The following is a 22,645-nucleotide window of genomic DNA, read 5'->3' as shown; positions in this document are numbered from 1 at the left end:
TTAATAGATTTATTTTTGATTATAACTTTCTTAATAGATTTTATCTATGGTCAAACTATCATTTTTTATATTTTACCTACTAATCAACTAGGCCTATAATCCTCAACATAAGTTAATGAACGTTGCGCAATATATTTATAGTAATCAAAAGGAGAATAAGAAAATGAGTAATATTAAGACACCATACAGATACGATTTTGTAGGAAGCTTTCTTCGCCCACAGGCCCTTAAGGATGCAAAAGCTGATTTCTTAGCAGGAAAAATCAGTGAGGATGAATTCAACAAGGTAGTTGATGAGGAAATCACAAAGGTTGTTGCTAAGCAGAAGGAGCTTGGTTTTCATGTAATCACCGATGGCGAGTTCAGAAGATCATTCTGGCACCTTGATTTTATGTGGGGATTCGATGGAGTTGCCCATGAAAATACAGGCGGCGGAGTTGATTTTGATGGGGAGCTTGCTTTACTTGATGACACTTATCTTGTAGGCAAAATCAAAGCAAAGGCGCATCCATTTGTTGAGTATTATAAATTCTTAAAGCAGTTTGAGGATGAAAATACAGTTGCTAAATATACTATCCCTGCCCCAGCTCAAACATTTCAGCAGATGATTGTTCCTGTAAACTTTGAATCTACCAGAAAATTCTATGCTAATAATGATGAATTGATTCATGATATCGCTGTTGCTTATCAGGATGTTATTAAACAATTCTACGATGCTGGTTGCCGTAATCTTCAGTTTGATGATTGTACTTGGGGTGCTATTGTAGGCACTGCTGCAAAGCAGAGATATGCTAGCCTTGGAATTGATATTGAAGAAGTGAAGCGACAGCTTCTTGAAGTTAATAATCTGGCACTTGAAAACAAGCCTGCAGATATGACAATCACATCACACATCTGCCGAGGCAACTACCACTCTACTTTCTTTACAAGTGGCCCATACGACACAGTTGCTGACTATGTATTTGCAAAAGAAAATGTGGATGCATTGTTCCTTGAGTACGATGATGCTCGCTCTGGTGGATTTGCTCCTCTTGCAAAGGTATCTTCTGATAAGAAGGTAGTGCTAGGACTTATTACAACAAAGCGTCCTCAGCTTGAAGATAAAGAATCTATCAAAAAACGTATTTACGAAGCAGCAAAATATATTCCACTTGAGCGTCTAGCTTTGAGCCCACAGTGTGGCTTTGCTTCCTGCGAAATCGGCAACAAGCTTACCGAAGAAGAACAGTGGGCTAAGTTGAAGCTAGTAAAAGAAATTGCTGAAGAGGTATGGCAGAACGATTAATTCAGCTCGATGAATTTTTCGATTGCTACTGCTACTCCATCTTCATCATTGGATGGTGCAATAAAATCAGCCCATTCCTTGGTCTCATCCTGTGCATTTGCCATGGCCACAGAAAGACCTGCGTAACGCATCATAGGAATGTCGTTGAAACCATCGCCGCAGGCAATCAGATGCTTGCGATCAATGCCAAGACTTCCTAACAATATTTCTAGAGATGATGCCTTTTCAATTCCTTGTGGCATTATCTCTAGGAAAAATGGCTCTGAGAAGAAAACATTAACAGTGCCATTAAACTTTTCATTAAGCTTTGCTTCTACATTTCTAAGAACCTTGTGATCACCCACGCATAAAAACTTAACAGGTGGATCAAGCTGTGCTTCCTCATCCAGGTGGAATACCTGCCTGATTGGAATGTTATTGATTTTTGATTCCAGCTGCACGTACTGATTATTCTCGTCGTTTGAAATAATGCCCTCTGAATCATATGTAAGTGTGGAAACATTGAATTTGTTTGCACAACGAAGAATATCTGCATAGTACTTTTCAGGAATAGTTTCTCTGCGGACAACCTCTCCTGTCTTGCAATCGATAATCATACCACCGTTATACGCCAGTATGTATCCTCCTACCTCTTCCAGGTGAAGCTGCTTTGCAATCTTCTTTATGCCTGGTACTGGACGGCCTGATGCAAGTATTATCTTTACCCCAGCCTTTGCAGCCTTCATTATTATTTCTTTATTTTTGTTACTAACCTCTTTTTTACTATTTAAAAGAGTTCCGTCTAAATCTAGTGCTATTGCTTTATATTTCATAAGGCATATCATAGCAAGCCGATTAGGTTACGTCAAATGGATTTTTTCACTTGTGATATCCAGAGTTAAACATTAAAATAACACTAGCAAAAATAATGACTGGAGGTTTTTATGGAAGATAAAATTACACTTACTATTGGGAAACAAAAAAACATTGCTCTTATCGCACATGATGGAAAGAAGCCACTTCTTATTCAGTGGTGCGAAGACAACAAAGAAATTCTTAAGAATCATTTCTTATGCGGCACAGGAACTACAGCCAGAATGATTTCCGACAAAACAGGACTTCCTGTTAGAGGCTACAACTCAGGCCCTCTCGGCGGTGACCAGCAAATCGGCGCAAAGGTTGTAGAAGGCAGAATCGATTTAATCGTATTCTTCTCTGACCCTCTCACAGCTCAGCCACACGATCCTGATGTAAAGGCGCTGATGCGAATCGCTCAGGTTTACGACATTCCTATCGCTGTCAACAAGGCATCTGCTGATTTCATGATTAAATCAGAGTTTATGGATACACCTTACGACCACGACGTTATCAATTTCCAAAAAAATATTGCTGATCGAGCAAACACACTATAGTACCACCCAAAATAGACACATTCTCTTGATATACTTTTCTAGTATCATTTTATAGCTTTTATTGGGGATGTGTTGAGTATGAGAACTAAAGATCGAAATGATTTTTTATGGTTGGTATTCTTTTTTATAATCTTTATCAATGGATTTGAAGCTGGAGGTTATCAGGCCAGTTTATTAAATATAGGAAATACATACGATTTATCTACAACAACCAAGGGGTTATTTGCCTCTGTAGAGCTATTTGCCACAATGCTTGCGCCTATACTTCTTGGCGCATGGGCAGATAGAACTAATAAATTGAAATGTATTAAAATCCTGCTTTCCATACAAGTGATAGCAGCTTTACTGATTGGCCTTTTGACATCGAAGGTGCTCTTTGTAGGTGGAGTCTTCTTTTTAGGACTCACTACAAGTGCCCTCCAGTTTATTTCCATTGCAGCTCTTGCTGATTACTATCCTATCAGTTACCACAAAAAAATAGGCTATCTCACATCTATGTATGCATTGGGCGCATTTGTAGCGCCTCTAGTTGTTGCTGCGTATTTGAATATGGGATTTAGTTGGAAAATATTATTTATCTTTCTATGTATAGCTAGTGCCGTTGCGCTACTAGACATAGTTTCATCTAAAAATGAATTCAGAGAATTAGCAGATACCACTACGGAAGAATTTACGTCCGCTGGTCCATTTATTCTAGCTGGAATAATCATGCTGTGTGTGGTTATGTGTATTTATGTTGGATATGAAAATGGATTTGCTTTCTTTGTAGATACTCTATTTGCTAATGAATTTAAATCTGCTTTAGGAAAATATGCCTTAAGTCTGTTTTGGATTGTTATGATTCCATCGCGAGTATTAGTAGGCCATAACGCTAAACATGCTTACCAAATACTAATTGGTGCAATAGTAGCAATTCCTTCTATAACCGTGCTCATCGCCCAGCTTTCCAGTGATGTGGCAGTGCTTCTGCTATGTATTCCACTGGGCTTCGCTTGCGGCGCAATCTATCCATGTGTTTTAAATCTTGCTATGCCTTTGTCTGGAAATCACAAGGCTACTGCCACAGGCTTAATCACAACAGCCACTGGTATCGGAGGCGTGGTATTCACTGCCCTCACTGGATATCTCGGGGACATGTTGGGCCTCCGCCAGGCTGTTATGATGCTGTCAGCGTTTTTCGTCTTATCACTAATATCAGTAATAATATTAAAGATTCGCTGGATTAAAAAAGATTAGTTTTATAATGAAAAATATGCAAGTGCTATTGCGCCTGGGCCAGCGTATGTACCAATTGTAGCACCTACAACTGTGTACTGAAGCTGATCTTCATGGCCCTCGTAAATAGCCTTTGAATCTTCTACATATTTAGTAAGTACTTCCTGGGAGAAGCCTGAATAAGCAAGGCACAATGGCTTGCTAAAATCTATCCCACCAGAATTAGTAACAAATTCTGTCAGCATATTGTGGCTCTTTTTTGAGCCTCTAGCCTTGCCGATAACCTTAACCAAGCCATCCTCGATTGTGATTACAGGCTTAATCATTAGCATATTTCCTGCGAAGGCTGCCGCTGAAGAAAGTCTTCCACCAAGCTTCAAATACTCTAAAGTATCAAATGCTGATATTACATGAACGTTCTTCATTTCTTCCTGGATGATAGAAATGATTTCATCACAAGATTTTCCTTCGTCTCTAAGCATAACTGCTCTTTGCACCAAAATGTACTCTGAAATGCAGAATTGCTTAGTGTCAACGATGTGTATGTTGTCTGAGTAATCCGCTGCTGCAAGGGTGGCACTTTGATAGCATCCTGAAACTCCAGATGATAAGCAGAAATAAATAAGCTCATCCCCAGCTTCATCAGCCTTCTCAAACTCCTGCGCATAAACATAAGGTGAAATCTGGCTTGTCTTAGGCACTTCATCCGTTTCGATTAATTTATGATAAAAATCCTCTGCGGAGAGTGTAACACCATCTAAATACTCTTCATCCCCAAATCTTACATTTATGGGTAATACTGTCACTCCCCATTCCTTAGCTACATCCTGTGGGATATCACTAGCGGAATCTGTGATTATTCTTATTGCCATTCTATTGTGTCCTTTCCTAATTACTTAAAAAATTAAATATATCTTAATTCAGTTATTTTAATTATTTGCAATTAGGAATGCAAGCCTTTTTTCTTATCACTTGTGTCTTATAACCTCAAATCGCTGAAGCTGAACTGGTTCGTCCATGCCGATACCGCCCTTTTGGCGGGCGATAGAAATTTGCTGTGCTACAGAGTCTACCCCATCCAAATCTGGAAGCAATAGGCCTCTACGATTTCCACTGCTTACAATTACACCGTAGCGTTTAACATCCAATTCATCTGGTGAGAATATAGGCTCTGGCTCGCTTAGCACATCCACATTAATTTCCAAATCAGGCAGCTCCTCTGGACTGATTGGATTAAAACGAGTATCTCTTGTTGAAGCGCTAATGGCGTTTTGAATAATCTCTGCCGCCACGCACTCGGTGGTAGGAAGGATTGTTCCAATGCAGCCTCTCAGACGACCAGCCTTGTGGATGGATACAAATGCTCCGGCTTGCTTTGATACCAGCTCTTTAGGTAAATCAGCTGGCATATCTAGCACCTTGCCACGCAAAATATAGCTTTCCAGGGATTTCTTGGCCAGCTTTACATATTCGTCAGCCGGCTCCTGTGAATCCTGTAAATGTGCATTCAGCTTTGCCAGATAAGTGTCTCTAAAACGACGATTCTCATCCTCTCCTGTCACATAAAAAGATGCAATTCCATAGCCAACACCTGTCACATCCTGATGAGAATATACATGAGCATCTACAGCCTTTCCGTCCAAAGAGCCAGCCATTATGACAAATGAACGATGACCACACTCTGCCGCTTTCTCACAGAAATCCTCTTTAAAATCAAACATCTCATCAAAAGCTGCACGGCCAGCCACGTCCATAATCCTCTGGTCATAGACAGGTCCCTCTTTGGCGAATCCATAAGGCCCATAGTCCTGAAGCTTGTGAGATAAATCACCGCTAGCAACGAAAACTACCTTGCGATTAACCTCATCTACAGCCTCCTGTATCATCTGACCTAATCGATAATGGTCCAGCAAACCTAAGCCTGAAAGGCCGATGCGCACAATCTGCCCCTTGGCATATTTCTTCCTTATAAACCAAAGAGGAACCATGGTGCCATGGTCTAGCTCTGGATCACGCTCGCCTAACGTGCCTGCTGGAAAGCTGGCGTCATAGGCGATTTCGTTGATTCTATCTACAAGCTCTGTGTCATATTCTTCCTGGAAAGATACCTCCGGTGCGTTGAATCTGGCGAATGAACCTTTCGCTCCCTTTCCCGGAGAAATATGGAAATAGTCCGAATACATGATGCTGTGTGGACTAGTGATGATGATTGTATCCGGTTCAAGCTTCGCTATTTCATCTGCCACCTTTTCATAGGCATCGATAGTCTCCTGAACCTGAGCTTTGCCACCGCGGCCTACAGCCGGCACAATCATCGGTGGATGTGGAACCATAAATGCTGCTAGAATTGCCATAGTATAACCCCTCCCTTAACAGTTTCCTGTGTAAACATATTTCAAATGTTGCTTCGCTATATCTTTTAAATGATAGATAGTCTCCACCGGCGTAGCGCCTCTATCTACCATATGAAATCTTGGGAAAAATCTGGAAATGTGCAAAGGAATCTCTGGATTTACTGAAGCTATCCAACTGCTTAGCTTATCCATCTCCTCATCTGAGTCATTCTCCCCTGGAATAATCAGCGTGGTAAGCTCCACATGGCAATGCTTCGCTGCCTCCTGGATAAAGTCCATTACCATCTGCCTGTTCCCCTTTAACACGTCCTCATAATAATGGTCTGTAAAGCCCTTCAAATCGATATTCATAGCATCTACATAGGAGAACAATTCTTTCACCGTAGATACATCGGCCATCCCGTTTGATACTAAAACAGTTTTCAGGCCCTTTGCCGAAAGAAGCTTTGCTGTATCTAAAATGTATTCGTATGATATCAATGGCTCATTGTAAGTAAAAGCCACTCCAATATTTCCATTTGCCCGCTGCTCATCAGCTATCTGCGCCAGCGTCTCAGGCGATACGAACCTTGCCTCTCTCTTGCTATCATCCACTTCATCACCCCATGAAATGTGATAGTTCTGGCAAAATGGGCATCGCAAATTGCAGCCATAGCTTCCCACAGACAGAATATAGCTGCCCGGATAAAATCGATTCAACGGCTTCTTCTCAATCGGGTCCATAGCAATCGCCGTAAGCATCCCATAATTCTCCGGCACGATGATGCCCTCCCTGCAGGTCCTCACCTGACAGAAACCATATTTACCTTCTGAAATGTTGCAATGCCTGTAGCATAGGTTACATACTGCCATAACTCCCCCCTCGGCTCCAATTATTCTTAGAAAAAAAGCGGTGCATAAGCACCGCTCTGCTATATACTATTTTACCTCTACAAGCTCAATTGTAAAGTTGAGTTCTTTGCCAGCCATCTCGTGGTTTGCATCAAGAGTGATATTTGTATCATCCTTTGCAACAACCTTTACTGGGAATGGTCTGCCATATGGATCCTGTAAGTATACCTGCTGGTCTACTTCTAAGTTTTCTGAACCTGGAAGCTGTGCAATTTCAATTGTGAAAACTGCTTCCTCGTCACGCTGGCCATAAGCTTCCTCTGGCATAAGGTGAATGTCTACCTTTTCGCCAACTTCCATGTTTGCAACAGCCTTGTCAAAGCCCTTAATCATCATGCCTGCGCCACAAACAAACTCAAGTGGCTCGCCTCTGTCGTATGATGAATCAAACTGTGTACCATCGTTGAATGTACCTCTGTAGTGTGTACGGCATGTCTTGCCTACATTCTTGCCCTCGAACGCTGGCTCAGAATGGCATCCGCCGCAACCAGAGTGTCCACCACAGCTATGTCCTTCCTCGTGATCACCACATGTGTGACCCTCGCCATGGTGATTGCAATTTACCCCAGAGTTGATAAGCTCACCCTTAAGGTATGCCTCAACTGCTGCATCAACATCGCCAGATGCACCGGCGCAAAGCTCGATACCATTTTCGCTAAGTGCAGCCTGTGCGCCGCCACCGATACCACCGCAGATAAGTAGGTCGATTGAATTGTTGCTAAGAAGACCAGCTAAAGCACCGTGGCCCTGTCCGTCAGAACCGATAACCTCTGATGAAACAACCTTTCCATCTTCTACTTCGTAAATCTTAAACTGCTCAGTGTGTCCGAAGTGCTGGAACACCTGACCATTTTCATATGTAACTGCTATTCTCATTTTATACTCCTTTAAAAAACAAAATCCTTGCTATTATAACTGTAAAAGGAGTATTAAGCAAATGAACCCACACTATCAAAATCTGGAAGTAATAAACATCTGCAATTACACTGGCTCACCTATAGACACGTCCCCGGAGATTCTCTCTCCCAAATGATTGGCCCATCGCTCTGGGTAAGCCGAGAAATAGGAAATATTCTCCTCTTCGCGTCTCTTCACATAAACAGGAAGAAAGCTCCATGCAATGGATGGCAATCCCACCGCAATCAAGTACAGTGGCCCAAATATCAGTGACTGAATTGTATGTCCATACTCATGAACCATAAGCATTTTAGAATACTCATCCTTGGAGTACTCCTCTTTCTGATTTGGATAGAAGCAAAATGGGTCATCCGAAACAAACAAAAACATCCCTAGGGACAAGCTGGATTTGCTCTTCCACTCTGTGACTATCGCTCCCTTGTAGGAATAGTGCTTGCAGTTTCTGTTCAATAAAAAATATATTGCCCCTACTAATGTCTGTGGCAATCCCCATGTACATTGCAAAACTCTATAAATGATTTTCATTTATTCCCCCTTATGAATCTGGCCCTCCTCATCAAAGTACACCAGGTCTCCTTCGTTAATATCTCTCTTATACAAATCAGCATCAGGAACTTCGCGCTCAATTTGGTTGCCGGCCTCATCTTGTAATATCACAAGGACCTGCGGTACGTAACCTGCAGGTCGCTCTTCACATCCATAATCTGCTTCTAGGATTTTCTTTAATTTGTAGGTCATAATAATTCTCTTCTGTTGAAAACTTAATCAATCTATAGTATTATTCAATATAAGAAAAGGTGCTACCGATAGACGGACAGCCCTTTGGTTAAATATTAATTCTTATAAGATAAGAAGTAATCGAACCTTTGGCTTGGGCGATTACTTCTTTTTCTTATGGTCTTTTAGCCGTATATCTACATTTTCTCTCCAAGCTTCTCAATCAAAGTAATATCCGCTGGCAACCAATCAACGTCCCCAAGTTGCTCCTTAGTTAGCCACTTTGCTGCTTCGTGTTCCTTGAGAACCAAATCGCCTTTTACAATTTCAGACAAGAAGCAATCCATTGATAAATGGAATGATGGATAATCATACTCGATAGTGTCAATCAATTCACCAACACTTATCTCTGTATCCAACTCCTCCATAATCTCACGCTTTAATGCCTGCTGTGGAGTTTCACCTTCTTCGATTTTTCCACCAGGAAATTCCCAGCCATCTTTGTATTCACCGTATCCTCTTTGAGTAGCGAATATTATTGGCTGGCCATTCTCATTTTCTGCTTTTATAACTGCTGCAACTACTCGTACTGTTTTCATATAAATTCCTTTTCGATACTAGAATAATCTTCTACCCAACCAAATACAGATACATGCACCTACTACGGAAACAATCAGGCTTCCGAATTGTCCACTGGCAGATAGCCCTAAAAGATCAAATACAAATCCTCCTACAAATCCTCCAGCAATACCGAGGATTATATTCTTAATCCATCCAGACTTTTCTCCCATTATAAAGCTGGCGATAAAGCCTGCTAATGCTCCAAATAATAGTCCAAATATTAAACTCATAAAATAACCTCCGAATGATATATGATGATAAGGAATCACAAATTCTTTCCTAATTTAGTAGCATACATAATAATACAATGATACTAAAACTTGACATATACTTTAATAACCATTTAAATATACATAATACTCCACATTATCTATAAATTGTTTACAAGGAATATACAATGAAAAAAGACCCTAATAAAACACAAATATTGAAGCTAAAAGAGCAGGTCAAATTGCTCAAAATTAAAAATAATTATTACGAACTAGAATTAAATAAAAAAGAAAGACTTCTATCAAAACAATCTGAACAAATTCTTACTCTCACCAAAGAACGGTCACTATATTTAAAAACAAAAGCTGATAAATACATAGAGATTGTTTCTTATTGGCTCAATCTAGCATTACAAGTAATAGTGTCATGCACCTCTATTTTCATTATTAATAAACTATCAAATGAGCAAAATGTTAATACCTCTTTATTCTCATTTGTTTTTCTTTTACTATTTCTATGTATTATATCTGTAATGTTTAGAGATACAACTATTAACGAGCATGTACCTCTGCATAAAATCATATTCTTAATATGGGATGGAATCAGTTTTTATGTGCTATCCTTAATAATAAACTGTATTACATACGGCTTTACAACTACCATTCAAGTTATTAATTTCAATCTTTTTTATTTAAACACAATTATACTTATATTATCACTTTTTATTTTATGTATTATTACGGTGCAGATAAGCAAGCTTCCCCAAAACAAGACTTGCCAAAAAGTTGTGCGTATAATATCAACGTTGATCTCCGCACTTATAATTGTATTAATGCTAAACCACCCACTTATGAGATAGAAACACTCTATTATCTTACCATAAGTCTTCTTTTATTTTTTTATCTCATAATCTAAAAAGTTTTTATTTAACCACCGTGGTCAAATAAAAACTTTTTTACATATCACTAATAATTTGCCACCCCGAAGTCATATTGTAAATAATCCGGTAATTCCTCATCCATAGGAATGTCATACAAATACGTGATATTTGTTTTACCTGTGCTCGCATCTAACTTATTCTGTTTGCGCTCATTATTAAAATGACCATCCCCCACATAAATATATGGCTGCTGAACACCATTTTCGTTTTCTACTTTTCTTATGAAAAGATGAACATACTTACTCATCCTTAAAGCTCGTAGATCATTATCAGAGATATTGTTCTCGCATTCCCACTGGAATAGTTTAGGCTCCAAAAACTTATCTTTATAATTCAATCTTTCTTCAACAGAAGCATCTTTTTTTAACGAAGCAAATACGAAAGCGTCATCTCCATAAAAATATGTCCCCTTAAAAATATGACCCGGATTCTTAAGCATCTTTAACTGAACTTGCTCTATTCTATAATCATGATAGAGAACAAACTTCTCGTTATTTCGATAGGCAATTTCATACTGTGTGATTCCATATCTAATCAAATCTTCTAGATACTCTTTAAGCTGATCATCTATATCTACAGTAAGTGCATACAGTCCCTCTTGATAATTTATAGCTGCCTTCTCAACCATGAATCTAATAGCATGATCCAATTCTTCATCAGTACAATTTTCTATAAGACCTCTAGCAGAACTTCTTAATTCATCTACCATCATTGGACCATCTAACAAAAGTTGTATTAAAACATATTCATGCTTTCTTACTAATGGAAGAAATCTCGATACATACTTTATATACTTTATTTGTTCATCTGAGAACACTGGCAAGTTCTCTTCTCCAATTCCCTGCAGGAAAGAATAATAGCATTCTGTTTTCCTATTATTTATCTTTATCTGCATAAATCTCATAAGATCTGGAGCACAATCATTATTCAAGTAATCCATGTGCTTAGGTGGAAACTCAGCATTTATATACTTTTTAAAATTATAATAATCCTGTTCTAAATAATGCTTGCTATTAAAATTCTCGCTATCTATGCTCTCAATTATTTCTTTCTGGCTTTCTTCATCAAAATGAATCTCTACACCATACTTTTCAAGTCCTAATGCTGAGAAATTATCTCTAACTAATGACTTCATTAGTCGTTTTTCTATCACAAAATTCTCAGCTAAACTTCCCATGGCAAAAGCGATTTGTACACTACGTTTATAGCTATTTCCAATAAAGTCCAAAACTGTAACATATTCTTTATTATCGTATTTACGAAGTCCTCGTCCTAGTTGTTGTATAAACACTGTAGAACTATCTGTTGGACGTAAAAATAAAACCATATTACATCCAGGTATATCTACACCCTCATTTAGAATATCTACTGTACAAAGAATTTCTAAATCCGCTGATTCGTTTTGCAAATCATTATATGCTTTTATTCTTTCTCCAATAGTATTCTTTCCTGTCAAATATGCTGTGTGATAGCCCTGTTCCTCAAGCTCCGCTGCCATCATACTTGCATGAGTCACATTTCTACAAAACGCTAAAGCCTTCAACTTACCCGCTGGCCTATATTCTTCTATCTTTTCTCTAATAAATGAACAATGTTCCGGAGTTGCTAGCTGTGAAATCATTTTTCTTTCTTGTGATTTATTTAATCCGTAATCTACCAAACTATCTCTTATGCCATAATAATGAAATGGAACAACTAATTCGTTAATAATAGCATCACGCAATCTGAGCTCGTAAGGAACATTAGTATCGAATAATTCAAAAACATCCTCATTATCCATTCGCTCTGGCGTAGCTGTTAGACCAACCATAAATTCCGGCTGAAAATAATTAATTATTTTTTTATATGATTCAGCTGTTGCATGATGGCATTCATCCATGATGATGTAATCGAAATCATGCGGATTAAATAAACCCAGATTTTGACTAAGGATAATATTTCCTGCAAAAACAAAATCTGCATCTAATTCCTTACAATCTTTATTGTAAATACCATAAGTATGTTCATTTCCGAAAACCTCTCGAAATGTTTCCAACGCTTTTTGTAAAATAGAACCTTCGTGAACAATATACAGCAATCTATCTGGATTGAAATTTCTAGCATCAAACGCAGCAAGATAAGTCTTTCCACTTCCTGCCGCCGCAACAATAAGTGCTCTGCGCATTCCCATTGCTCTATATCTATTAAGTTCTTTCATAGCTCTGCGTTGCATGTAATTAGGATTTACATTCTCGGAAGTAGACTCATAATCCATATCCCATCGTTCAATCGCAAAATTCAATTTTGAAACGTATTTAGCTATTATTTCTCTGTCAAGCTCATATGTACCATTCCATTTATCATTGAATTCGAATAGCATTTGGTGAAACACATTATTAGAACGACTATCGCGTATTACTAAGTCCCACTCCACGTTTTTCAACAACGCATAACGCGTGATATTAGATGATCCAACAATCAATTCAATTTCATCATCAAATTCAAAATAATATCCCTTCGAATGGTAACCAATTGTCATGTATCCATCATCATGAAAGCTCTCAAAATCAAGATGACATTTGAAATTAGGATACTTGTCCATCCAAACCATAAAGGTTCTCAATGATTCTATATCTGTAAAGTTTTGATATGTGGAGGTGATTATCTCGCCCTTAACACCTCTAGCAAGAGCTGCTTCAATATCTTTAATCAACAAAACTAGGCCAGCCTTTTTGATAAAACTGACCGAGATCTTAAATGCACTACATTGCCTTAAATCATCTTTAATTCGACTTAAAAAAGTTTGCTCAGTGTAATTTGTTAAGAATATATTCTTCACGATACTCCCTCATAAAAACAATTAATCAAAAAATATTGTTTTCCACATTTATTATTTCTTCATCTTCCCACTATTAACAATATAAATACCCGCACTTACAAGTGCCAGCGCCACCAATGATTTCCACGAAATGTTTCCCCACTCTCTCAGGAAAATGGCTGATAACAACGCGCCAAAGATTGGATTCGTAAATCCGTATACGGTAACGGTAGAAACCGGATTGTACTTCAGCAAAAGTCCCCACACCGAGTAAGCAACTGATGAAACCAGTGCTAGGTATACTATCAAAAGTATTCCCTGTCCTGATGATTGGTGCAGTCTGCCTCCGCCTGCCAGGCCAACCAAAATCATCACTATGCCGCCGATTATAAACTGATAGCCGCTAAGCGTTACCGGGTTCTCGTGCTGTGAATACTCCTTTATCAGCACTGAAGAAATTGCATAGGATACAGATGCAATAAGGATGAATCCCTCACCATTAAAAGCGATACCAGTTCCGATGCTACCGCTGCTCAAACTTACAAGGATTACTCCGATTGCTCCAAGGATGCATCCTGTCAATTTGCTGACTGTCATGTGCTCCTGCTTTTTCACTATGCATGCCAGCAGGATTGCAAAGAATGTGCTCATTCCATTAATGATTGATGCGTTGACTCCTGAAGCATGTGCCAGGCCTATATAAAAGAAAAAGTACTGCAATATGGTTTGGAAAATGCTAAGAGTGCATATCATTTTCCATGAGCTTGCCTTTGGTACTAATACCTTCTTCTGTGAAATGCTTCCAAAGATTACCGCCAGCACTCCTGCAAGCGAAAATCTAATTCCCGCAAATAAAATCTGTGACATTGAATCTGCTGCATCCACTCCGAAAATACGATACCCTATTTTGATGCTAGGGAATGCGCTGCCCCACAGCAAGCAACAGACTATAGCTAAAGCACAAACAACATATTTATTACTAAGTGATACTTTATTTTTCTTGATTGATTCCAATTAACAATTTCTCTCTTTAATCATTATTTCTTTTCAAATACTCATCCCCAGCTTAAAAAGATGACTGCACAAAAAGTGCAGCCTTATTCTTATAATTCATTATATTTCTTATTGCTTCCCCTGGACTTCTCCACAGGGTACTTTGCCTCATTCTTGTCCATCTTCGCATTTACGATTTCATCCTCATCAAGGCCAAGCTTATCGAGCATGTTTCTGCAATACACGATTACATCTGCGAGCTCTTCCTTCACATGGTTGATATCGTAATCATCGTCGCTCCACTGAAAGCATTCAAGCAATTCATTTGCTTCGATGGAAATAGACTTTGCCAAGTTTGCTGGTGAATGGAACTGGTCCCAATCACGATCTATTGTCATTTTTCTTATACGATCTATAGTTTCCTGTGTCATAACATATCCCTTTTCTTGTGTTTTCTAACAATGCTAGTATAGCACAGTGGTACTTTTATGGCACTTTATTTTGTGCCCACCAGTATAAGTACTTCACTTAAACAAAAAGCCCCACATGCACTTCATGCATGTGAGGCTTTGCCTATTCAATTAGAAAATCTGTCCTGGAAGCTTAAGCTTCTTTTTGGGTGGAAAAGCTTTATCGAACTCCTCCACATCATTATCACTAACATAATATCCCTTAGGAGTTTGATAAACTCCCTCGATATCGTCTAGATATCCTGGTTTCAGCTCCTTGCAGAGAAAGAATGATGCATCCGCACCCTCTGGCAAATCATGGTATCTGATGCCAAATTTGCTTGCATAATCAAAACCACTTTTGCCATAGAATTGGATATTGCCTTCAAATAAAACTGCACCAAATCCCATCTGGGTGGCCTTTTCCAGCGAATAATCAAGAATGGCTTTGCCATATCCCTGACGCTTCAACTCTGGAATAATACCAATTGGACCCATTGTAAGAACGTCCACGATTCTGCCATCATCTGCTTCAATAAACGTCTTCATGAACATATTCTGCCCTATCAGCTTTCCATCTTTCTCCATCACAAAATCAAGCTCTGGTATGAAAGCTGGGTCATCTCGAAGCACGTGAATCACATAATGCTCGCTACATCCTGGACGATATACATTCCAAAATGATTCTCTTACTAGGTTCTCAACCTCTCTATAGTCTTTCTTCTCTTCTAATCGAATAATATAGTCATTTTTATTCATTGATATACTATGAAGCTGCCTGCTCAGAATCCTCATCCTCAGCATCAGCAACCTGGTTCTTTGATGCAATAACCTCAACAACTACCTGGTCAGCGTTTGTGGTTACATCAACTTTCTTGTTCTTTGAAATAGCAAGATCTGCAACAGTAACTGTATCACCAAGTCTTAGTGAGCTGCAGTCTATTTCAATCTTCTCAACTACATCTTCGGCCTTTGCTTTGTAAGCTACCTCTGATACTAGCTGCTCTAAAACACCTTCTGTAACAGCTTCCTTGTTTTCAAGAACAACCTCGGCTGTTGCGTGGATAACCTCGCCTTTAACAAGCTCCTGGAAATCCATCTCTACAATCTGATGCTTAGCTGCATCATAGTGTAGTTCCTTAAGTAACACATTGTACTTCTTTCCTTCCAAATCCAGAGTCATCTGAGTGTGCTTGCTCTTTCTGAGTGCCTCAGCCTCTTTAACCTCGAACTGGAGTGGGATTGATTGTTCGATATCCCTACCGAACAGGTTACCTGTAACGTAGCCCTCTCTTCTCAACCTCTTTGCCTTCTTTTCCATGTCACGTCTTTGTACTCTGTAAGTATCCATTTGTCTCTTCCTCCTAAAATACAAATATTTGAGCAGGGAAATTTGCGGAATGTCGATATTCAATTGGCGTTTCGTTTGTTTCTCGTGTTCGACTCTGTTATAGTCCTCTTTTATTTAATAGTCAAGTGTTACTTGTTACTTCTCCTTTTACATCCTTTAAATAGCATCTTATTTGACGCACGTCAAATAAGATGCTATTTTTATCCATCCTTTATTAAATTTAGTCGTACTCTTCCTCCAAATGTCTAAACTCTGTGCCAAATACACTTTCGTAAACCAATATGGTTACCGCATCGCCCTCTTCGTATTGGCTGTATGTATTTGACCAGACCTTATACTCTTCGTATAGTCCATCATCATCTATAACTTGAAATATGTAGGTGGTGCCTCCTCTTCGACTACTATAACTGTGTTTGCTACGTAATTCTGCAGTAATTACTGTTGGCTCTCTGCAAAGCATAATAGAACCACAGTACACAATCTGCCCTGAAAGCATCAATATCACAAACAAAATTAAAAGCTGCCTTACCATATTTGTCCTGATTGGCATCGTATTTCTTCCATAAAAAACATTTTTTATGATTGACATTACTAGCCAAAAAGCAAACGTAAAAACTAAAATAGCTACATTCATATAGCCCAATTCGTATATATGATAATTATTACAAGCGTAACGAGCACGCATATACAATAATACGATTCCAATTATCGGTGTAGCCAAAAAGAAATCTGGATTGAACCAAAACTTTCTTTTGCAATTGACTTTGTCCGGAAACTCGTCGTTCCATTGAAACAACATAGCATCTTGCCAGAAAATGATTCTTGCAGCCCCCCATATAAAGGCCACCATACAGACTTTCCACAATAGATTTGTAGGAACAATCTCCCCACCTTGAATAAAAAAGAAATATATCAAAGCTGCTATATTAAACAAATAGCGTGAAATCATAACATAGTATCTAGCAATCAATGAAGGTGGTTTAAAATACAGTTTTTCTCGTTTTTCCTGCTTTTCCTCTTTCTTTGAAGCACTCTTATTCACCGGTCTCTTGTTACATCTTTTTTGCAAATACTCAAATAGTTCATGTTTATTGGACGTTAAATCTGCAGTTGAGCACGACCAGCACTCTCCTTGATAATAGATTTCAAGGGCTTTCGCATTTTTTACCTTGCTATCTTTCTTTAAAGAAAAATACTCTATCAAATTAGAATCACCCTCAGCTGTTTTTGTAAATATTTGCTTAATAGTGATGTAACTTCCTTCTATGATTATCCGGTCATATAAAGCAGAAGCTGCTCCATATGTAAACAATAATATAACTCCTAAAAATATTAAAAAACCGATTATATGCCATATATTGTCAGTAATGCAGTATACACGTCTTTCTTCCGAGGACAGCGCATCTACTATACAAATTACCGCAAAAGCATAAAGTGCTAAAGTAAAAAATATATACGTAAATCTATATTTCCAATTATATTTGATTTCTATTCTATCATCCGTCAAATTCATATATTCCTACAAGCAAACCTTTCTGGCAAAATCCAGTCCCTCAGGATCTTCCTGGGCAATAATTAGCGGTCTGCTGCCCTTTATATCTAGCAAATAATCTATGGTCTTCTGCTTGGTGTCAGCGTCCATCCCTTCAAATGGTGAATCCAGCACTATAAAATCCGCTGGTGTAAACAAGGCCTTTACAAGCTCCACCAACCTGCGCTCTGGAACAGATAGTTCTGATACTGGGATGCTCTGTCTGTCCGGCTCTATAAAGCGGGTCAGCTCCTCTATGGCTCTTCCTTTGCTAGCCCATCTGTGTGCCTTTTTTACATTCCAGATGGCATCCTTCTTCAGATTTAGCTGGCCATCCTGAGAAACATATGCACTTTGCAATGTAGGATACTTGTAATCTCCCATCCTACACACTTTTCCCTCATCCGGTTTCTCCATCCCCATAAAGATTTTGAGAGCTGTAGTCTTGCCTGACCCCTTAGGCCCAACAAATGCATAGCATCTGCCATCTTCTATTTCCACATTAAGATTCTCCAGAACCTTGTTACCATCATATGATTTGCTAATGTTTTCTAGTATGATTGTCATTTTGTTTAACCCCATCTCATTATTCTCGACCTAACTTACTAAATTTTACCACAAATCAGTATCAGTAACGAATGTCTATGTGATGCATTTATTAAGTAGTTAGATTAGAGGACCTTATTCAATTTTTCCTCAAGAGCAGCCTTTGGCATTGCGCCAAGGGCGCTGTCTACTAGCTTACCATCTTTGACGATTGCAAAAAATGGAATGCTTCTCACATTGAATTGACTAGCTAGTTCTGGCTGCTCATCTACATTGACCTTGCCAACTTTTGCTCTTCCATCATATTCTTCTGAAATCTTTTTCACTGCTGGCCCCATCATTTTGCATGGCATGCACCAGTTTGCGTAAAAGTCTATAAGAACAGGCTTGTCACTGTTTAATACTTCCGAATTAAAGTTATCTGATGTAAATACATATTCCATAATCGTACCTCACTATTCTAATCATCTTTCTTTTAATCAGCTGATAAGAACATTATATGTGGTACGGAAATTATATCAAGTACGCAAAAATAACTTACCTAGTCAGAAAAACCTGACTAATTAAGCTTATCTTTATTGATTTTTCCCTCGGAAATCATTTTTGATACCCAAAGCTTGAGCGATTCCACAGTCAAATCGATTTGCTCAAGTTGCTTTTGAATCGCAAGAAAATCATCAATTTCATCATCAGAGATTATACCGTCGGCAGTGATATCAATGAAACGCTCTTTCTGATTGTTGAGAGAATTCAACGCGGACAACATACCAAGTACAATCTCAGGCAGAGATGACATCTTCACCTCAGGGACTGTTTCCTGGCCGATTTTACACTGATGAGTGCAGTAATAGTTGCATAAATCCTGGCGCTTGTATGCGTTTGCCAAATCCACAACATCTTCCGGATAGATTGCGACCTTACCAGTTTCGATTTTTTCAAGACGACTTTCTGTCATCGAACCTATCAATTCGCTAGCCTGAACTCTTGTAAGTCCAGCTTCCTCACGAGCCTTGAAATATACACTTTTGTCTTCTCTAATTGATTTTCTTCCCATCGGTATCATCCTCCTAATAAACTCATTATATCTATTTTGCTAAAAAAGAAAAATAGCATATATTGATTTGCCAAAATAGTGATATATTAGTAAGAAATATAAATGTAAAATCTAAGTAAGAAATCAAACAAACCACTTATTTATAGAAAGGGAAGGTACTTAATATGAACGGAAAAAGATTATACAAAAGCAACAATAAAAAGATTTGTGGCGTTTGCGCCGGAATCGCAGAATACTTTGATGTAGATCCAACACTTGTAAGATTGATTTGGGCAGCAGTTACACTTGCAGGTGGAAGCGGAATTATCATCTACATCGTTGCAGCTCTTGTAATGGATGATAATCCAGTAGACGTTGTATAACAAAGGAGGCATTGTTATGTCAGTTTTATTTGGAATTTTATTTTTCATGATTTTTGGAAAGATGATAGGTTTAGCTTTCAGAGCCACATGGGGCATTTTTAAAATAATGCTTTATATCGTCTTCTTACCATTGTTTTTGTTAGCACTTGTATTTGGCGGATTGATGTATTTGGCTTTGCCAATACTAATCGCAGTAGGTGTGATTTCACTGATTGCAGGTGCAGTTGATTAACTACAAAATCTTTATTGAACTAGAAAGCATCTTATTTGACATACGTCAATAAGATGCTTTTTGAACAATATCTTACTTCTACTAAACTCACACTAACCTAACTTTTCTAAAATAATCTATCAGTTTCAAATAGATTAAGCCTACAACGATTAAAAAGATTAACAATACCAAAATCCACCATGCACTTCCCATAAATGAGTTTCTTCCCGCATAGGCACTTAAGAAATTGTACGCTATTATATTTTATATAAGTATAATAATTGGTGCCCCATTATATTTCTACAATATGACGGATATTTTATATATTTTTAAGAATTACTATCTGCAATCACTTTTTACTCACAGATAGTAGTCATTTCCTGATTTCTTACTCTCTGGAATCTCTTTTTCTTCCCGGATAGTAAGTTTTCTCCACTTTCTTACTATCTAGATTTGCTTTTTCTTTTCAGATAGTAAGTTTTGCCTACTTTCTTACTATCTTAAATCTAATTTTTCTCCCAGATAGTAAGCCCGGCCGTTTTTCCTACTGCCTAAATTCGAAATCTCTCCCCAGGCAGTAGTTCCGACCAATTCCACTACTGCCTAAATTCAAAATCTCTCCCCAGGCAGTAGACCACGGCCAATTCCACTACTGCCTAATATCAAAATCTCTCCCCAGGCAGTAGCCACGGCCAATTCCACTACTGCATATATTCAAAAATCTTCTCTCAGGCAGTAGCCACGGCCAATTCCACTACTGCATATATTCAAAAGTCCTCTCTCAGGCAGTAGCGTCAGCCAATTCCACTACTGCCTAAATTCAAAAGTCCTCTCTCAGGCAGTAGCCCCAGCCAATTCCACTACTGCCTAAATTCAAAATCTTCTCTCAGGCAGTAGTCCCGGCCCGCACAGCCCGCAGCCAGCCCAAAACAAGCTCGGCAGCCAGCCCAAATCAAGCCCCGCCCCACAAAAAAGAGCCAGCGCAAAAGCACTGGCTCTACAATTCCAATCTCAATCCTAAATTATCCTACCTTACTGCCTTCATATCTCCTCTATCCAGCAGCCTGACAAATATTTCCGCCAGAGCTGGGTCGAACTGGGTGCCGGCGCATCTAAGGATTTCAGCTCGAACTGTCTCATCGTCCAGACGCTTTCTGTAGACACGGTCCGATGTCATGGCATCATAGCAGTCAGCTAGGCAGATGATTCTGGCAACAAGCGGAATCTCCGTCTCCTTCAGGCCATCAGGATAGCCTTTGCCGTCGAATCTTTCATGATGATATCTGATTCCATCCTTCAAATCCTGTATTGTTGAATCCATACCATCCATAATGGCCGATCCAATTTCTACATGCTTCTTTATGATTTCATATTCCTCATCGTTTAGCCTCTCAGTTTTGTTAAGGACGCTATCAGGAACACCAATTTTTCCAATATCGTGCATGTTGCCAATGTATTTAATGCGCTCAATATCTTCCTCGGTAAAGTCATAATCAGCAGCCATTTCCCTGGCCAGGATAGATGCATAGTATCCCACTCTTTCTGAATGACCACCTGTATATTCATCCTTTGCATCAATTGTACCAGCAATAGTCTTTATGGTATTTACGGTAGCTCTTGCACTCTCCGCTTCACGTAGTTTTGTCTCTGCAGTCCAATCCACAAGAATCTGAACCACAGTTGTAATCATCAAACATACCAAACCAATGCATGCAAATAATCCAAAGGCATGATTTTCAGTAGTATAGAATGCAATTATCTCCATTCCACATGTAGCAAGCATCAAATCCATGCCCACTGCTACCACCCGATATTCTTTTATCCTGCCTATTCGGACATCGTTGACTATTGTGCACATACTCATCAAAAGGCTCAATACCATTATCAGGTGGGCTACTGGTAAACTCTTGAAAAGCTCTACCAATCCTGCAAAATGCAAGGTGAAGTTTAAGGCTATTACAATCGTGCCCACTAACTCCGCTATAAAATAGAATTTGTGATAATACTTATGCTGAACTTCATCGAAATACATGCAAGCCAGCACTCCCACTAGCTCCATTGCTGAATAAGAAAAATACTGAATCATGGTTGTCTTCGCAAAAAACAACTGGCGTATCATTGATTCCGCAAACATCCAAATCGAGATGTCTATCATAAGCAAGCTCAGATAAAACACCAATCTATGATTCAGATTAGTCTTTGAAAAAATAAGTGAAAACGCAAAAAGAATTATTCCCAGCGATAAAATCATTTCGGCTGCAAGATTTACCGGGATATTCTGATAGATTACATTGAACCAGACGTTATTTCCATCGCCTAGTTTTATTTCATTTATGATGCCATACACCTTTGCACGGATTTTGATTGTAATTTCCTTTGATGCATCTTCCGAAGATAGTTTGGTAACCACATATGCACTAGGAATATAGTAGGACATAAATGGAATGGATTCTGTGGAATACTCTGACCTGAGCTTGCCATCTATGTAAACATAAACATCCTCGATGTTTGCGCGAAACATAAGGCTGCTGTTGTCCTGCAAATTATCTGGCAATGTATTTGTTATTACATAAACTTCTTCTCCATCAAAATCCGTTAAAAATGGCAATTGTATGATTCCCCGGGTACCATCTTCCATTTCTAAAATCCAATCCTGGTTGAAATCCTGGGCTGCAAAAGAGCCCACTGGTGCCTCGTGAGCCACGTCCGTGGAAAAAATAGCTACAACATCCATAAAAAGCGACATTGCAATGATGGAGTAAACACACCATTCCACTAGATTTTCAATCAAGGATTTTTTATAATCCAT

Annotated in this window: 24 protein-coding genes; 5 read left to right on the top strand and 19 right to left on the bottom strand. The window is 38.8% G+C overall.

Annotated features, from left to right (window positions below; all coding sequences use genetic code 11):
- Positions 1–163 precede the first annotated feature (163 nt).
- Positions 164–1,285, top strand: coding sequence for a 5-methyltetrahydropteroyltriglutamate--homocysteine S-methyltransferase (locus BM102_RS05985; protein ID WP_090480016.1), 1,122 nt, complete (start codon positions 164–166; stop codon positions 1,283–1,285).
- Here the strand turns inward: BM102_RS05985 and BM102_RS05980 are convergent.
- On the bottom strand, positions 1,282–2,097 hold the full coding sequence (locus tag BM102_RS05980) for a Cof-type HAD-IIB family hydrolase (protein ID WP_090480011.1): 816 nt from the start codon (positions 2,095–2,097) through the stop codon (positions 1,282–1,284). The two genes, BM102_RS05985 and BM102_RS05980, sit on opposite strands and share 4 nt — an antisense overlap.
- Positions 2,098–2,208: 111 nt before the next feature.
- On the opposite strand from BM102_RS05980, the gene BM102_RS05975 reads away from it, so the two are divergent.
- Positions 2,209–2,676, top strand: coding sequence for a methylglyoxal synthase (locus BM102_RS05975; protein WP_044933864.1), 468 nt, complete (start codon positions 2,209–2,211; stop codon positions 2,674–2,676).
- Between the two features lie 78 nt (positions 2,677–2,754).
- Entirely contained in the window at positions 2,755–3,912 is a 1,158-nt protein-coding gene (locus BM102_RS05970) for an MFS transporter (RefSeq protein ID WP_090480007.1), read from the top strand.
- Positions 3,913–3,914: 2 nt separating this feature from the next.
- On the opposite strand, the gene BM102_RS05965 is transcribed toward BM102_RS05970, so the two are convergent.
- The 17 genes from BM102_RS05965 to BM102_RS05880 form a co-directional block, all read right to left on the bottom strand.
- A complete protein-coding gene (locus tag BM102_RS05965; RefSeq protein WP_074790700.1) occupies positions 3,915–4,763 on the bottom strand; it encodes a DegV family protein in 849 nt (282 codons plus the stop codon).
- Between the two features lie 96 nt (positions 4,764–4,859).
- Positions 4,860–6,245, bottom strand: coding sequence for an AmmeMemoRadiSam system protein A (gene amrA, locus BM102_RS05960; protein WP_090480004.1), 1,386 nt, complete (start codon positions 6,243–6,245; stop codon positions 4,860–4,862).
- A gap of 15 nt (positions 6,246–6,260) precedes the next feature.
- Positions 6,261–7,097, bottom strand: coding sequence for an AmmeMemoRadiSam system radical SAM enzyme (amrS, locus tag BM102_RS05955; protein ID WP_090480001.1), 837 nt, complete (start codon positions 7,095–7,097; stop codon positions 6,261–6,263).
- Positions 7,098–7,163: 66 nt separating this feature from the next.
- Entirely contained in the window at positions 7,164–8,012 is an 849-nt protein-coding gene (locus BM102_RS05950; RefSeq protein WP_090479999.1) for an FKBP-type peptidyl-prolyl cis-trans isomerase, read from the bottom strand.
- A 105-nt stretch (positions 8,013–8,117) separates the two neighbouring features.
- Complete coding sequence (locus BM102_RS05945) at positions 8,118–8,579, bottom strand: hypothetical protein (protein ID WP_090479996.1); 462 nt, start codon at positions 8,577–8,579, stop codon at positions 8,118–8,120.
- The gene (locus tag BM102_RS05940; protein WP_090479992.1) at positions 8,580–8,792 is read right to left on the bottom strand and encodes a hypothetical protein; all 213 of its coding nucleotides are present in this window, start codon (positions 8,790–8,792) and stop codon (positions 8,580–8,582) included.
- Positions 8,793–8,968: 176 nt separating this feature from the next.
- Positions 8,969–9,370, bottom strand: coding sequence for a (deoxy)nucleoside triphosphate pyrophosphohydrolase (locus BM102_RS05935; protein ID WP_090479989.1), 402 nt, complete (start codon positions 9,368–9,370; stop codon positions 8,969–8,971).
- Between the two features lie 18 nt (positions 9,371–9,388).
- Complete coding sequence (locus BM102_RS05930) at positions 9,389–9,622, bottom strand: GlsB/YeaQ/YmgE family stress response membrane protein (protein WP_090479985.1); 234 nt, start codon at positions 9,620–9,622, stop codon at positions 9,389–9,391.
- Between the two features lie 945 nt (positions 9,623–10,567).
- Positions 10,568–13,237 (bottom strand): DUF3427 domain-containing protein, encoded by a 2,670-nt coding sequence (locus tag BM102_RS05920; RefSeq protein WP_143085466.1) that lies wholly within the window; start codon positions 13,235–13,237, stop codon positions 10,568–10,570.
- A gap of 174 nt (positions 13,238–13,411) precedes the next feature.
- Complete coding sequence (locus BM102_RS05915; RefSeq protein WP_242942907.1) at positions 13,412–14,353, bottom strand: DMT family transporter; 942 nt, start codon at positions 14,351–14,353, stop codon at positions 13,412–13,414.
- 89 nt (positions 14,354–14,442) lie between these two features.
- Positions 14,443–14,763 (bottom strand): nucleotide pyrophosphohydrolase, encoded by a 321-nt coding sequence (locus BM102_RS05910; protein ID WP_090479977.1) that lies wholly within the window; start codon positions 14,761–14,763, stop codon positions 14,443–14,445.
- A gap of 150 nt (positions 14,764–14,913) precedes the next feature.
- Positions 14,914–15,540 carry a GNAT family N-acetyltransferase gene (locus BM102_RS05905; protein WP_090479974.1) on the bottom strand — a complete coding sequence of 209 codons (627 nt, stop codon included), beginning with the start codon at positions 15,538–15,540 and terminating at the stop codon, positions 14,914–14,916.
- A 7-nt stretch (positions 15,541–15,547) separates the two neighbouring features.
- Complete coding sequence (locus BM102_RS05900) at positions 15,548–16,132, bottom strand: 50S ribosomal protein L25 (RefSeq protein WP_074790722.1); 585 nt, start codon at positions 16,130–16,132, stop codon at positions 15,548–15,550.
- Between the two features lie 220 nt (positions 16,133–16,352).
- Entirely contained in the window at positions 16,353–17,444 is a 1,092-nt protein-coding gene (locus BM102_RS05895; RefSeq protein WP_143085465.1) for a hypothetical protein, read from the bottom strand.
- 207 nt (positions 17,445–17,651) lie between these two features.
- On the bottom strand, positions 17,652–18,245 hold the full coding sequence (locus BM102_RS05890; RefSeq protein ID WP_090479966.1) for an ATP-binding cassette domain-containing protein: 594 nt from the start codon (positions 18,243–18,245) through the stop codon (positions 17,652–17,654).
- An 89-nt stretch (positions 18,246–18,334) separates the two neighbouring features.
- The gene (trxA, locus tag BM102_RS05885) at positions 18,335–18,652 is read right to left on the bottom strand and encodes a thioredoxin (protein ID WP_090479963.1); all 318 of its coding nucleotides are present in this window, start codon (positions 18,650–18,652) and stop codon (positions 18,335–18,337) included.
- Between the two features lie 116 nt (positions 18,653–18,768).
- Positions 18,769–19,263, bottom strand: a complete 495-nt coding sequence (locus BM102_RS05880; RefSeq protein WP_090394123.1) for a helix-turn-helix domain-containing protein — start codon at positions 19,261–19,263, stop codon at positions 18,769–18,771.
- Between the two features lie 164 nt (positions 19,264–19,427).
- On the opposite strand from BM102_RS05880, the gene BM102_RS05875 reads away from it, so the two are divergent.
- Positions 19,428–19,625, top strand: coding sequence for a PspC domain-containing protein (locus BM102_RS05875; RefSeq protein ID WP_090394124.1), 198 nt, complete (start codon positions 19,428–19,430; stop codon positions 19,623–19,625).
- Positions 19,626–19,641: 16 nt separating this feature from the next.
- Positions 19,642–19,857: a hypothetical protein gene (locus tag BM102_RS05870; RefSeq protein WP_044933825.1), complete on the top strand. Its 216-nt coding sequence runs from the start codon at positions 19,642–19,644 to the stop codon at positions 19,855–19,857.
- A 1,006-nt stretch (positions 19,858–20,863) separates the two neighbouring features.
- On the opposite strand, the gene BM102_RS05865 is transcribed toward BM102_RS05870, so the two are convergent.
- A complete protein-coding gene (locus BM102_RS05865; RefSeq protein WP_090479960.1) occupies positions 20,864–22,645 on the bottom strand; it encodes an HD-GYP domain-containing protein in 1,782 nt (593 codons plus the stop codon).

It is taken from the genome of Pseudobutyrivibrio sp. JW11 (assembly GCF_900115355.1).
Lineage (GTDB): Bacteria > Bacillota > Clostridia > Lachnospirales > Lachnospiraceae > Pseudobutyrivibrio > Pseudobutyrivibrio ruminis.
The sequence above is the reverse complement of the archived record's forward strand: the minus strand, read 5'-3'. Positions and strand labels throughout refer to the sequence as shown.

Excerpts from the sequence above, each read along its gene's own strand:
- BM102_RS05875 (WP_090394124.1), top strand. The coding sequence starts at position 19,428 with ATGAACGGAAAAAGATTATACAAAAGCAACAATAAAAAGATTTGTGGC.
- trxA (WP_090479963.1), bottom strand. The coding sequence starts at position 18,652 with ATGGAATATGTATTTACATCAGATAACTTTAATTCGGAAGTATTAAAC.
- BM102_RS05905 (WP_090479974.1), bottom strand. The coding sequence starts at position 15,540 with ATGAATAAAAATGACTATATTATTCGATTAGAAGAGAAGAAAGACTAT.
- BM102_RS05910 (WP_090479977.1), bottom strand. The coding sequence starts at position 14,763 with ATGACACAGGAAACTATAGATCGTATAAGAAAAATGACAATAGATCGT.
- BM102_RS05930 (WP_090479985.1), bottom strand. The coding sequence starts at position 9,622 with ATGAGTTTAATATTTGGACTATTATTTGGAGCATTAGCAGGCTTTATC.
- BM102_RS05940 (WP_090479992.1), bottom strand. The coding sequence starts at position 8,792 with ATGACCTACAAATTAAAGAAAATCCTAGAAGCAGATTATGGATGTGAA.
- BM102_RS05880 (WP_090394123.1), bottom strand. The coding sequence starts at position 19,263 with ATGGGAAGAAAATCAATTAGAGAAGACAAAAGTGTATATTTCAAGGCT.
- BM102_RS05975 (WP_044933864.1), top strand. The coding sequence starts at position 2,209 with ATGGAAGATAAAATTACACTTACTATTGGGAAACAAAAAAACATTGCT.
- BM102_RS05950 (WP_090479999.1), bottom strand. The coding sequence starts at position 8,012 with ATGAGAATAGCAGTTACATATGAAAATGGTCAGGTGTTCCAGCACTTC.
- BM102_RS05970 (WP_090480007.1), top strand. The coding sequence starts at position 2,755 with ATGAGAACTAAAGATCGAAATGATTTTTTATGGTTGGTATTCTTTTTT.
- BM102_RS05900 (WP_074790722.1), bottom strand. The coding sequence starts at position 16,132 with ATGGATACTTACAGAGTACAAAGACGTGACATGGAAAAGAAGGCAAAG.
- amrS (WP_090480001.1), bottom strand. The coding sequence starts at position 7,097 with ATGGCAGTATGTAACCTATGCTACAGGCATTGCAACATTTCAGAAGGT.
- amrA (WP_090480004.1), bottom strand. The coding sequence starts at position 6,245 with ATGGCAATTCTAGCAGCATTTATGGTTCCACATCCACCGATGATTGTG.
- BM102_RS05965 (WP_074790700.1), bottom strand. The coding sequence starts at position 4,763 with ATGGCAATAAGAATAATCACAGATTCCGCTAGTGATATCCCACAGGAT.
- BM102_RS05870 (WP_044933825.1), top strand. The coding sequence starts at position 19,642 with ATGTCAGTTTTATTTGGAATTTTATTTTTCATGATTTTTGGAAAGATG.
- BM102_RS05935 (WP_090479989.1), bottom strand. The coding sequence starts at position 9,370 with ATGAAAACAGTACGAGTAGTTGCAGCAGTTATAAAAGCAGAAAATGAG.
- BM102_RS05865 (WP_090479960.1), bottom strand. The coding sequence starts at position 22,645 with ATGGATTATAAAAAATCCTTGATTGAAAATCTAGTGGAATGGTGTGTT.
- BM102_RS05890 (WP_090479966.1), bottom strand. The coding sequence starts at position 18,245 with ATGGGGTTAAACAAAATGACAATCATACTAGAAAACATTAGCAAATCA.
- BM102_RS05980 (WP_090480011.1), bottom strand. The coding sequence starts at position 2,097 with ATGAAATATAAAGCAATAGCACTAGATTTAGACGGAACTCTTTTAAAT.
- BM102_RS05945 (WP_090479996.1), bottom strand. The coding sequence starts at position 8,579 with ATGAAAATCATTTATAGAGTTTTGCAATGTACATGGGGATTGCCACAG.
- BM102_RS05985 (WP_090480016.1), top strand. The coding sequence starts at position 164 with ATGAGTAATATTAAGACACCATACAGATACGATTTTGTAGGAAGCTTT.